4 protein-coding genes are annotated in these 13,915 nt (G+C 43.2%); 3 read left to right on the plus strand and 1 reads right to left on the minus strand.

What is annotated here, in order from left to right; genetic code table 11:
* The coding region (locus H7U17_RS20460) for an MBG domain-containing protein (RefSeq protein WP_186758759.1) at positions 1 to 6,757 on the minus strand (6,757 nt) is incomplete at its 3' end.
* A 1,393-nt stretch (positions 6,758 to 8,150) separates the two neighbouring features.
* Between H7U17_RS20460 and H7U17_RS20465 the strand changes: the two genes are divergently transcribed.
* The 3 genes from H7U17_RS20465 to H7U17_RS20475 all read left to right on the plus strand — a co-directional run bounded on the left by H7U17_RS20465 (position 8,151) and on the right by H7U17_RS20475 (position 13,572).
* Positions 8,151 to 8,777: a Crp/Fnr family transcriptional regulator gene (locus tag H7U17_RS20465; RefSeq protein ID WP_186758760.1), complete on the plus strand. Its 627-nt coding sequence runs from the start codon at positions 8,151 to 8,153 to the stop codon at positions 8,775 to 8,777.
* Positions 8,778 to 8,983: 206 nt separating this feature from the next.
* Positions 8,984 to 12,154, plus strand: coding sequence for a TonB-dependent receptor (locus H7U17_RS20470; protein ID WP_186758761.1), 3,171 nt, complete (start codon positions 8,984 to 8,986; stop codon positions 12,152 to 12,154).
* Positions 12,155 to 12,207: 53 nt separating this feature from the next.
* Complete coding sequence (locus H7U17_RS20475; RefSeq protein WP_230981522.1) at positions 12,208 to 13,572, plus strand: alkaline phosphatase family protein; 1,365 nt, start codon at positions 12,208 to 12,210, stop codon at positions 13,570 to 13,572.
* The last annotated feature ends 343 nt before the right edge of the window (positions 13,573 to 13,915 follow it).

Consider the following 13,915-nt stretch of genomic DNA (forward strand, 5'->3'; position numbering starts at 1 on the left):
CGGCAACGACCGATAGGTCGGCCTGGCTTATTTCAAGGTTCCCATCCACATAGCTGATCGTATAGTTACTTGAAGTATAACCAGAAGCCGTAATCGCATAATTGCCTACATCTTCTCCGGCTGCACGGCTGATATCCAAGGTACCTCCAAGGGTTGTCTCTGTATCACCATTTACAAAACCTGCATAGGAAACGGTCAAGGCTGGATCAGCTGTTCCATAAACCTTGCTTTGGTCATCGGCCGTTACTGTCAGGGCTGCCTGCGTGATCGCAAAGCTGCCATCTACATAGCTGATGCTATAGTTGCCTGAAGTATAACCGGATGCCGTGATCGCATAAGTGCCCACATCCTCTCCTGCTGTTCTGCTAACATCCAGAGTGCCGCCCAGGGCAGTCTCATCATCGCCGTTCACAAAACCTGCATAAGAAACTGTCAAGGCTGGGTCAGTATCACCGTAAACTTTGGACTGGTCATCTGCCGTTACTGTCAGGGCTGCTTGGGTAATTTCAAAGCTGCCGTCTATATAGCTGATCGTATAGTTTCCAGAGGTATAACCGGAAGCCGTAATCGGATAAGTGCCTACATCCTCTCCGGCTGCACGACTTACATCCAGAGTGCCGCCCAGGACAGTCTCATCATCGCCGTTCACAAAACCTGAATAACTCACTGTTAAACTTGGCTCAGCATCACCGTAAACTTTGGACTGGTCATCAGCGGTAACGGTCAAGGCTGCTGGGGTAATTGCAAAGTTGCCGTCAACATAGCTGATCGTATAGTTGCCAGAGGTATAGCCTGAGGCAGTGATTGTATAGTTCCCTACATCCTCTCCTGCTGTTCGGCTTACATCCAGTGTGCCGCCCAAGGCAGTTTCATCATCACCATTCACAAAACCTGAATAACTCACTGTTAAACTTGGCTCAGTATCTCCGTAGACTTTGGATTTATCATCAGCAGTGACTGTCAAGGCTGCCTGCGTGATCTCAAAGCTGCCATCCACATAGCTGATCGTATAGTTGCCTGAAGTATAACCTGAAACGGTAATCGCATAAGTGCCTACCTCTTCTCCGGCTGCACGGCTCACATCAAGCGTTCCGCCCAAAGCAGTTTCATCATCACCGTTCATAAAACCTGAATAGCTAACGGTTATACTTGGGTCAGTAGCTCCGTAAACTTTGGATTTATCATCAGCAGTTATCGTCAAGGCTGCTTGGGTAATTTCAAAGCTGCCGTCCACATAGCTGATCGTATAGTTTCCAGAGGTATAGCCTGAGGCAGTGATTGTATAGTCCCCTACATCCTCTCCTGCTGTTCTGCTAACATCCAGAGTGCCGCCCAGGGCAGTCTCATCATCGCCATTAACAAAGCCTATATAAGAAACCGTTAAACTTGGGTCAGTATCTCCGTAAACCTTGGACTGGTCATCAGCGGTAACTGTCAGGGCTGCCTTGGTGATTTCAAAGCTGCCGTCAACATAGCTGATGGTATAGTTACCGGAAGTATATCCCGAAGAAGTGATCGCATAGTTGCCTACATCCTCTCCGGCTGCCCTGCCAATAGCCAGTGTTCCGCCCAAGGCAGTTTCATCATCACCGTTCACAAAGCCGGAATAACTTACCGTTAAGCCTGGATCTGCTGTTCCATAAACCTTGCTTTGGTCATCGGCCGTTACTGTCAGGGCTGCCTGCGTGATCGCAAAGTTCCCACCCACATAGCTGATGGTATAGTTCGAGGAAGTATAACCAGAAGCTGTGATCACATAGTTGCCTACATCCTCTCCTGTTGCACGGCTCACATCAAGCGTTCCGCCCAAAGCAGTTGCATCATCGCCGTTCACAAAGCCGGAATAACTTACCGTTAAGCCTGGATTTGCTGTTCCATAAACCTTGCTTTGGTCATCAGCCGTTACTGTTAAGGCCGCCTGGGTAATCTCAAAGCTGCCGTCCGTATAGCTAATGGTATAGTTCGATGAAGTATAACCTGATGCGGTAATGGCATAAGTGCCTACATCCTCACCAGTTGCACGGCTCACATCCAAGGTACCGCCCAAGGCAGTTTCATCATCACCGTTCACAAAGCCGGAATAGGAAACGGTCAAGGCTGGATCAGCTATTCCATAAACCTTGCTTTGGTCATCTGCCGTTACTGTCAGGGCTGCTTGGGTAATGTCAAAGTTGCCATCCACATAGCTGATCGTATAGTTGCTTGAAGTATAACCGGATACCGTTATCGCATAGTTACCCACATCCTCTCCGGCTGCTCTACTGACATCAAGCGTTCCCCCCAAAGCAGTTGCATCATCTCCGTTTACAAAGCCGGAATAACTTACCGTTAAGCCTGGATCTGCTGTTCCATAAACCTTGCTTTGGTCATCAGCAGTTATCGTCAAGGCTGCCTGCGTGATCTCAAAGCTGCCATCCATATAGCTGATCGTATAGTTCGATGAAGTATAACCGGAGGCAGTGATCGCATAAGTGCCCACATCCTCTCCGGAAACACGACTCACACCCAATGTGCCACCCAAAGCAGTTTCATCATCGCCGTTCACAAAGCCTGCATAGGAAACGGTCAAGGCTGGATCAACTGTTCCATAAACCTTGCTTTGGTCATCAGCAGTGACTGCTAAGGCTGCCTGCGTGATCTCAAAGCTGCCATCTATATAGCTGATCGTATAGTTGCCTGAAGTATAACCGGAGGCAGTGATCGCATAAGTACCCACATCCTCTCCAGCTGCACGACTTACATCCAATGTGCCACCCAGGGCAGTCTCATCATCTCCGTTTACAAAACCTGAATAACTCACTGTCAAGGCTGGATCGGTTTCTCCGTAAACCTTGGACTGATTATCAGCAGTAACTGTCAGGGCTGCCTTGGTGATCTCAAAGCTCCCGTCCACATAGCTGATCGTATAGTTCGATGAAGTGTAACCCGAAGCCGTAATTGCATAGGTGCCTACATCCTCTCCGGCTGTTCTGCTAACATCCAAGCTGCCGCCCAAAGCAGTTTCATCATCGCCGTTCACAAAGCCTGCATAGGAAACGGTCAAGACAGGATCAGTTTCACCGTAAACCTTGCTTTGGTCATCAGCTGTTACGGTCAGAGCTGCTTCGGTTATTTCAAAGCTGCCGTCCATATAGCTGATGATATAGTTACCAGAGGTATAACCGGAAGCCGTAATCACATAAGTGCCTACCTCTTCTCCGGCTGCACGGCTGATAGCCAAGGTGCCGCCCAGGGCAGTCTCATCATCTCCGTTTACAAAACCTGAATAACTCACTGTCAAGGCTGGATCGGTTTCTCCGTAAACCTTACCCTGGTCATCGGCCGTTACCGTCAAGGCTGCTGGGGTAATTTCAAAATCCGCACTTGTAAAGTTGATCGTATAATTAGGTCCTGCATCAAGTGTGCCAAGGTTAATTACATAGGTACCTGCATCTTCTCCTAGTGTTCTTTCAAGCGTTCCTGTCAGGATATCGGAATTATCTCCGTTTTCAAAGCCTGTCACCTGATAATCCAGTATCGGATCTGCATATCCGTAAATCTTCGTCTGGCCTACATCAGCAGTCACCATCAGGATTTTCTCACCGATCGTATAGTCTGCTCCTGTATAATTGATCAGATAGTTAGGACCTGCGTCCAGGGTTCCCAAGTTGACTGGATAGGTTCCAACATCCTCTCCTGCTGTTCTTGCTAGAGCTCCTGTGAGAACACTTGCATCATCTCCGTTTTGATAACCAGAAACTTGATAAGTAAATACCGGATCAGTATCTCCATACACTTTGTTTTGTCCTGCATCGGCAGTAACTGTCAAAATAGATGGTGTAATCGCGAAATCAGAGCTAATGAAGTTGATGGCATAGTTAGCTCCTGCGTCGATAGTTCCTTGCTGGATCGCATACATGCCTACATCTTCTCCTGCAATCCTCGTTAGGGAACCAGAAACAACTCCTCCTTCTGTATCCCCATTTTTCAATCCTGACACTTGATAGGTCAATACCGGATCTGTATCCCCGTAAATCTTGCTTTGGCCAGCATCAGCAGTGATATCCAAGGTAGCAGATGTGATCTCAAAATCTGCAGGAATGAAGTTGATGACATAGTTGCCTACTGCACTGAGCGTACCCAGGTTGATGGCATAGGTGCCTACATCCTCTCCTGCTGACCTGCTTAGAGAACCGATAGTGACAGCTCCTTCTGTATCTCCATTTTTCAATCCTGACACTTGATAGGTCAATACCGGGTCTGTATCCCCATAAATCTTGCTTTGGCCAGCATCAGCAGTGATATCCAAGGTAGCAGATGTGATCTCAAAATCTGCAGGAATGAAGTTGATGACATAGTTGCCTACTGCACTGAGCGTACCCAGGTTGATGGCATAGGTGCCTACATCCTCTCCTGCTGACCTGCTTAGAGAACCGGTAATGACAGCTCCTTCTGTATCTCCATTTTTCAATCCTGACACTTGATAGGTCAATACCGGATCTGTATCTCCATAGACCTTTGTCTGTCCTGCATCTACTGTGATATCCAAGGTAGCGGTTAAATCAGCTTCTACACTAAATTGTGTCGCTGCAGTATTGCCATTAGTTGCTGCATCTTGAGTTACATTGGCAGCTACATCAATGGTTAACGTTCCATCGGTTGTTGGTGTAATGTCTGCAGTGTAAACAGAGGCACTTATGGCACTGAAGTTAGATGCCGTTCCATTGCCTACCGTAATATCTCCTACAGTAAATCCGGTCACATCTTCACTAAAGGTAAATGTGGCTATAAATGCTCCGTTAGTAGGATCACTTTCAGTACTCGTAATATCAACCGTTGGCGCGGTCAAGTCGGCTTCTACACTAAATTGAGCGGCCGCAGTATTTCCATTACCTGCCTCATCTTGAGCTATATTGGCAGGAACATTCACAGTAACAGTTCCATCCGTAATGGGTGTTATATACAAAACGTAAGCACTCGTACCAGCTCTACTGAAATACCCTTTCGTTCCGTTTCCAACTACTATATCTCCTGAGGTGAAACCAAATAATTCTTCACTAAAAGTAAAAGTAATATTAAATCTCCCGTTAGTTGGATCTGCTACAGTGCTGGTAATATTAACTGTTGGCGCAGTTAGGTCAGCCTCCAGGCTGAATTGCGTAGCTGCTGTATTGCCATTGGTAGCGGCATCTTCGGCTACATTGGCAGCCACATCAACGGTTACTGTTCCATCTGTCGTTGGTGTAATGTCTACGGTGTAAACAGAAGCACTTGTGGTACTGAAGTTTGAGGCTGTTCCATTGCCTACCGTAATATCTCCTATCGCAAATCCGGTTACATCTTCACTAAAAGTAAATGTGGTTGTAAATGCTCCGTTAGTAGGATCTGAGGCAGCGCTAGAAATTGTTACACTTGGTGCCGTAATATCTTGCACCAACATATCAAACGTACACACCGCATCATTAGAAGAAGCATCTTCTGCCGTGAGTGTGATAGTGGTCGTACCAAAACCAACCGTAGTTCCTGCTGCTGGTGATTGTGTAACAGTTGGATTGGCATCACAGTTGTCACTAACAGTTGCCAAAGCAGTATAATCCGGTACGGTAGTGGAAGTAGCACCGTCTATATTAACTATCTGGTTTACAGGACAAGTAATGGTAGGCGCTGTGTCATCTGCAGGTATCACATCAAATGTACACTGATCGGTATTCCCATTGCCATCATCGGCTGTTAAGGTAATCGTGGTTCTAGCTGAAAGTACTGTACCCGGTGCTGGTGACTGAGAAATAGTAGGCGTACTACAGTTATCAGTAGCGCTTGCCAAACCCGTATAATCTGGCAAAACAAATTGACAGTCAGAGTTGAGACTAATATTTTGATTACCAGGGCAAGTAATGACAGGATCATCGTTTACAACAGTTACAGTTTGTGTTTCTGAAACCGGACAACTACCAGATGTGGTATAAGTAATTATATAAGTACCGGGAGTACTGATTGAAAGGTCTATTCTACCAGACGAACTATTCATAACAAGACCTCCAGGAGAGCTCGAAAAAGTTCCACCTCCATCTCCTGTAATTGTGGCTAAAGGATCTGCAAGATCTGAACAATAGCTACTGCTACTATAACTGAAAGAAGCATCTTCTATTACTCCAAGTTTCGGCAGTATTTTTAGGTCAATATCTCTACTGTAAACAGCCAATATTCGCTCAATTCCATACCTGGTTGTTGAAATACTATTAGAATTATCGCCATTCCCCTGTCCATTGGCATTAGCCTGAACTATTAATTGGTCACTTGCATCTCCAGGATGCATTACTACTCCCACATAGAACCTACTGGTAGTGGGAACAGGCAGAGAAGGCAATTCGATAAAAACTTCTTTAAATGAGTTACTCGGAACCCCCAGTCCAGTAGGCGATAAGCCTGTAACCCCTCCAATCTGAGTTCCAGGCCTTCCAGAATTATCATTATAGACCATTACATCGAAACGCGTATTATCGTTTCCGTCTGATAGAAACCCTAAACCAATAGTAACTCCTCCCACTGGTGTTGTGCCAGGAGTTGGGCTGGTAAAGCCTTCAAATATTGTTTTTGTATCGGTAGGGTTTGTCGAGTTTTCGGCATCAGGAATACCTGTTAACCTCGCTGATAGGTAATTATAATTTGTGGTAGTGGGACTAGGGTTTAACCACTCATAGGATAGCTCGGCACATTCTTGCGCGCTAAGCTTACCTATTGTGGTAATGATAAAAATCAGAATTAATAGTTTCTTCATATTATTAAAATCAATAAGACATCATTTTTTTTGGACGCAGTCATATATTTTAGAAGCCTATATCAGCGCTATTAGTAGTTTTACTGCAACACCATGGAAACCGCATGAAATAGCTTTTTGAAAGCTGAACCCAGCGTGGAATAACTCCATTTTTCAACAAAAAATTGGAGAGCTTATTCGGAATTGAATCCATCAGTTTTTTCTAATTGTTGAATGTTTTCTTCTATCTCTCTTTCCTTTTTCTCAAAAAAACAGTAGACCAAAAATCCAACTACCACCAACAGTAAAATTACCCACCAAAAGATTGATTTGCGTTTTGACATTTGAGAACAAGTGTAACTAAAGGGTTAAACCCGAAATATTCATTAGCTTATCTATTACGGACTGAAAATGCTTTAAAATCAGACGCTTTGCTGCTGTTTTCGACTTCACCATAGCGGTGCTATGCCTCAGTCTCCAAACAGCCTGATTTTCTTGCATTTTCATCCCTCACTACGATTACTAATGCATAATCCGGGTTAAACATAGTTCCAAGCTTCCAAAAAATGACATTCTGGGGCGTTACAAAAGCGTTACAAACGAAAAAACAGGCCTTCAGAACTCAGAAACAAACTTTTCTAAAAATTGGGAAGCTGAAAAATCTTTGGGCAAACCCAGCTTTTTTTTCGGATGCTATACCAGGTCACCCGAAGAGATGCCGGAGAAATCCCCAAGACATTTGCGATTTGGGCTTTTGAAATTTCCAGTTTATTAAGAAGCACCCCTGCCTCCCTGAAGGGGGAATCCACCCACAACTCATTGCGAATCCGTTGTTCCAAGTCTTTAGCAAAGCGGTGACTTGGAACTTAATATAATAGGAGCCTGCCTGGCAGCAGACAGGACAGAGAAGCAATCTCACCTTCAATAGACAACACGCTTTCCCCCCATACCGTACTCCCCTGCCTATTCTCACTTCCCCAATCCCCCGATTCGACAATTCAACAATTCCCCACTTCAACAATTAACCAATTAAACTTCCCGCACCCCCTAGCCCCCCTTTCCCCTTACATCTTTCTACCATTTACCTAGGGGATGTCTTGGGGATACGTTACCTATAGGTAAATTAATTCTTGGAAATATTATATATTTTAACAATCTATAGACAGTTATAAAATCAGGAAACAGGAATTACAAATTCTCAGAATATTTAGGCGAAGTGGCATACTTCGCCTAGTCGGGGATACATGGCTACATTGGAAATGACTAATACCTTACCATTAAGTACTTAATCATACATGATTATAAGAGGATTAAAGAAAAATGACTCCTTGAATAACTTAAGAAACAGTTGATTTTAAGTTAATCATTCCATCATTTTAAAGAATTACCTTTAAAATGAAAACAACAGTATTATATGGTCATACCTATACGCCCTAACAACGAATCCTATTTAGATTTTAAATTCTTTGAATATATCAATAGTCACCATGCAGACCAAGCCAGAGGCAAGGTCAAAGAATTAATAATTTGTAAAAACGAGTACATATATGATCCTTCTTCTGAACATCCATATATGTATGAAATAGTAGAAGGGGCCGTGAAACTGGGAAGTTATACTGAAGACGGCGAGGAATTTACTTTTGACGTGGTATTCAAAAATGATTTTTTTGGGGATCTCAAATATTTAAACAACCAATTTTTTGAACATTCCAAAGCCTTGATTGACACCAAGGTCCGCGTATATCATCGTGATTTTTTCAAACAAATGGTCATCCAAAGTCCTAAGGTTTCGGAATGGTTCATCTCTTATTTGGTCAAGAGATGGTGCAGTGCTGAAAAAAAACTGAAAAAGCTCAATGAAAAAAAAGCTTTGGAAAAATTTAACTTCCTAAGCTCTTTTTTTGATATTCAAGTTAATGACATCCATGCGAACACCTATTCTTTATTGGATTTATTAACACAAAAGGATTTGGGAGATATGATGGGCGTTAGCAGACAGACGGTGGCAAACACCTCGAAAAGCCTTTTTAAACAAAGCTAAGCTCCCTTACTTTCCAGTGATTTTCCCGCCTAACCAAATATAAAGGCTTAATGCGTGAATTTTGGCTGTGTTAATACAATAATCCTTGCGAAATCCTTTCATTTGTTAACATTTTGTTACCACTAATCCTCATGTTAATTTTTAACATTCCAGAGGATTGTTGACTTCTAGTTTTGGAGAATATTAACCTATCACTCTAAATTATTATGAATTCAACAATCTTTATCAATTTCACCAAGGGAATCATTCTGGTCTTCCTACTTTTGGCATTTCGACCAGCAGCTTATTCCCAAGCCACCAATGCTTCCATTTCTGGTAATGTGACCGATACCAATAGTGAACCATTAATCGGTGCGGCTATTTTAATCAAAAATGAACAAACAGGATTCACTGCTTCTGCTATTACCAATCTTAACGGATCCTACAAAGTAAACCAACTTCCCTTGGGAACCGATTACTCCGTCACTTGCTCCTATATAGGCTATGGCAGTAAAACATTCACTGGCTATGCACTCAACCAAGGAGAACATATAAAATTGGACATCCAATTGAACCAGTCGGCTCAAAGCTTGAAGGAAGTAACCGTTGTAGCCAACTCCCTAAGCAATAGTATTGACCGATTTGGAAGCTCCACTGCCGTGACGGCAAAGGATATGGCCACACTTCCTGTCAATGGACGTAACTTTAATTCCCTAGTCGATATTTCACCAGTATCCAATGGCAGTAATCTATTGGGTCAACTTTACTCCTCTACCAACTACACGATTGATGGCATGACCAATAAAAGTCCTCTATCAAGTGGCGCGACCAACAGAGGTCCTTTCTCTATTTCCATGGAAGCCATTAGAGAATTCGAGGTGGTTACCAATGATTACGATGTCACCAATGGCAGAAGCGGAGGCGGTATTATCAGCGCAGTGACTAAAACTGGCACCAATCAAATCCACGGATCAGCATTTCTATTTAACAGGGCCGACTGGCTTTCCAGCAACTATGACACTCGAGGAAATAAGAGAGAGGATGAATTCTCCATCCAACAGTATGGCTTTACCCTGGGAGGTCCTATTATCAAAGACAAGCTGCACTATTTTGTTGCCTATGATGGACAACGTGACGCCCGTCCTTTATATATTGCAGATTTAAGAAGCGCTGAAGATGAAAACAGGTATAATCTTTCCCAAGAATCACTGGATCGCTATCTTCAGATAGGTAGGGACAAGTACGGATTGGCCGATTCACCACAAACGGGTAGTTTCAGCAAAAAAAGATATTCCCACACTGCTTTTGCACGAATTGATTATCAGATCAATAAATCCAACCTGTTAACCATCAGAAACAACTATTCCCGTGACCTTAACAGCCAGGGTGTTTCTGATAATAGCTCAATCAACTTATACGAAGTCTACGGCGATCACCTTTCTACTGCAAACAGTTTAATGGCTTCTTTGAGATCAGAGATTAACAGTAAATTGACCAATGAGCTCAAACTCCAATACCTATATACCTTAGATGATGGAAGACCTAATGCCCAATTACCAAGCACTAACATCCCCAGGGCCATCGTCCAAAGGGTCGAATCACAAGTTGATGGCAACAATGTAAATACGACCATTCAATTGGGCGGGCAGCGCTACTTACCTGAACGTTTTGAATCTAATGTTTACCAACTGGTCAACAACCTCTATTATACCCAAGGGAAAACCAATTATACCTTCGGTATGGATCTATTGTTAAACAACCTCACTTCTCTGGCTACCAGCGAATTTAACGGCAGATTCTATTTTACAGGATTGGACAACTTTGATAACCAAACTCCATATCGATATGCTCGAGAGGTAGCTACTGAAGACCCAACAGTAGAACAAAGTATATTTGGCGGCGGCATTTATGCACAGGCAGATACCGATCTAGGAAAAGGAATGAACTTGGTTTTGGGACTTAGGGGAGACTTGACCACCTATAAAAACAGCCCTTCTTTTAACCAAACTGTGTTCGATGAGCTTGGATTAAGAACAGACCTGAAAACCGGTGGGTTCCAATTACAACCCAGAATGCAGTTTACCTGGGACATTAATGAAAAACAACAAGATATCCTGAGAGTCGGTGGAGGTATTTTTGGATCAGCCCTGAACAATTATTCTGATGTCAATAACCTTCAATTCGATGGGACCAAGATATTTGCAGTGGACATTACCGGCGACTTGGTTCCTTCTCCCAACTTTGAAAGTTATAGAAACGACCCAAGCACAGCCCCTGGGGAAGAGCTGCTCAATCAACCTGGTATTACCCCTGTCACGACCATTAACATGAACAGTGAAGATTTGAAGATCCCAACGGTCTATAAAGGTAATATCATGTACAACAGGGTATTTAACAATCGCTTAAGACTGGGCATAAATTTTATCGCCTCCCTTGCCAGAAACAATTATATGTATGTAGATAGAAATATGGTGGATCAACCCTTTTTCACCTTATCAGAAGAAAATGATCGAGGCGTTTTTGTGCCTGCCGAGTCTATCAATACTTCCAATGGTAATGCAGACTGGACACAAGGAAGAAAAACTGATGAAATTGGGAGAGTTTTGGAATTGAACAGTAAAGGGAAGAACAACACCTACACCATGGTCATCGACGGTACCTTTCGTTACTATAAAGACGGCCAAATTACTGCAAGTTACACCTGGAATGACAGTAAAGACAACACCTCGTACAATGGTAATGTGGCGAACAGCGCAACGCTTTTCCAAATGGTAGTGGATGATCCCAGAGACTTATCCCAAATGACTTATTCCAATGGTCAATATAGAAACAAAGTTGTCATTTACGGTACCCTTCCCACTTTCAAAGGCTTGACTATCGGAGTAAGGTATTCAGGAATCGGGGGAACTCGCTATTCCCTTCGTGTCAATGGAAATGTTAACGGAGACTTTGTCAACTCCAATGACCTTGCCTATGTATTTGATCCTTCCACACCAGGCCTATCAGAAGACATGGTACAAGGCATGAATAATGTGCTTAACAACCCCGATAATTTAGCCAAAGACTATATTCGTCAGAGCTTGGGCAAAGTAGCGGTAAGAAATGGCGGTGAAAATGGCTACTATGGCAACTGGGACCTACGAGCAGCTAAAAAAATATACTTTAATAATGCTAAAAAATCTGGAATTGAATTGGGTTTGGACATATTTAACGTTGCCAACTTACTCAATAAAAGCTGGGGAACCAGCAAAAACCTGAGAAACCAGAATTTACTGACCATCACTAATTTTGATCCGGTGAACCAGGCCTATATCTACGAAGTCAATCCCAATGTCGGAGTAGCCAATCCTGGAGGAACTCCTTTTCAAATGCAGGTTTCCGGTAAAATATTCTTTTAAAACTATTCACCTGGCGCTACAGTATTCGTAGCGCCAAGTTTATCACAAAAAACATGATGAAGATATCAACTATTAAAGAATGGAAAAAGCTTTCATTCATTATTGCATTGCTTGGATTGATGCCCCTTCTATCCTTTGGACAAAGCCCTTCCGAGCACGTTATTCTAATATCGATAGATGGTTTTCGGCCTGAGTTCTATATGGAGGACCAATGGCCTGCCCCAAACCTCAAAACCATGGGGCAAGAAGGCGTCAGAGCACTTGGTGTTACAGGGGTTTTCCCTTCTGTTACCTATCCATCACACACCAGTATCATCACTGGTACTACCCCGGACCAACACGGAATCTACTATAATGCGCCATTTGAACCAGATGGGCAAACAGGAAAATGGTTTTGGGATTATGGACTTATCAAAGCACCTACTCTTTGGGAAGCAGTAAGAAAAAAAGGCTTAAAAAGTGCCAGTTTCCTTTGGCCGGTTTCCGTCAATGCTCCTATAGATTACAATATTCCGGAATATTGGAGCCTAGAGGGGTATGGAAGGATCGAACCAATGCGTGAGATGGAAACACCCAGAGGGCTTATGGCCGAAATGGAGCTTAACGTTCTTGGCAAACTCAATGAAAAAACATTCAACGGTGATTATTTAAACCGGGAAGACCGAACCGGCGATATGGCTGGCTACGTATTGGAAACTTATAAGCCCAACCTCATAACTGTACACCTTATTGCCGCTGATCATTTTCAACATAGTGAAGGAAGAGAGGGGCCCATGGTTTTCAAATCGATAGGGGCCATCGATAGGGCCATTGGAAAAATCATGGAAGCTGCTGATCGAGCAGGGATTATGGATAAAACCACTTTCATCATTACCGGAGACCATGGTTTTGTCAATACCCACAGTGCCATATCTCCCAACTTATGGCTAGTTGAAGCCGGTCTCATGGAAAACAACAAAGACCGAGGAAACTGGAAAGCAACATTCCACACTGCCGGAGCTTCTGCTTTTTTACACCTAAAAGACAAAAATGACTTAGAAACCCTGGAAAAGGTGCGTAATATATTGGATGAATTACCCGCATCTATGAAAAAATTGTTTCGGGTAGTAGATAAAAAAGAATTGAAGCAAATAGGAGCGGACCCTAATGCAGCGTTGGCATTAGCACCAATTCAAGGCATATCATTTTCCAGCTCTACCAAAGGCAATATAATTAAGGCTTCAAACGGTGGAACCCATGGCTACTTCCCTGATTTTAAAGAAATAGAAACGGGATTCATTGCCTGGGGAGCAGGCATAAAAAACAATGTTGAAATTCAAGAAATGGACTTGGTTGATGTTGCACCATTGGTCAAGCACCTTCTCGACCTGTCCATCGAATTCCCAAATAGCACCATGTATCCAGGAATGATCAAATAACATTCTAAATCCCTGTGACGACCATCGTCTAGGATAATACATTCTGAGCCGCAAAAAAAATAAGGGTCGATTCCTCTAAATTGGCCCTTATTTTTTTTAATAAGCGGAATACAATTATTGTTATCTAAAGTATTTATCAGAAAAAAACTTTTTATCCAAATACGGGATCGTCTCAAGCACTGCGTTTTCTTAGATATTAACCAAATGTAACGTATAAGTATACTAGTCATCGAATAGGACTGGAAGCATCCATAAGAGGAACGAGCGTTAAGAAAACAGTCAGTGACTGTTTTTAGCGAGTAGCCAGCCTGCAGGGCAGGCTCTCTCGTTTAAGAGGTCATTA

Origin of the sequence: Echinicola salinicaeni, from assembly GCF_014280965.1 — a bacterium.
Classification (GTDB): domain Bacteria; phylum Bacteroidota; class Bacteroidia; order Cytophagales; family Cyclobacteriaceae; genus Echinicola; species Echinicola salinicaeni.

What these genes read in the sequence shown, in the direction of transcription:
- H7U17_RS20465 (WP_186758760.1), top strand. Translation starts at nt 8,151, where the DNA reads ATGGTCATACCTATACGCCCTAACAACGAATCCTATTTAGATTTTAAA.
- H7U17_RS20470 (WP_186758761.1), top strand. Translation starts at nt 8,984, where the DNA reads ATGAATTCAACAATCTTTATCAATTTCACCAAGGGAATCATTCTGGTC.
- H7U17_RS20475 (WP_230981522.1), top strand. Translation starts at nt 12,208, where the DNA reads ATGATGAAGATATCAACTATTAAAGAATGGAAAAAGCTTTCATTCATT.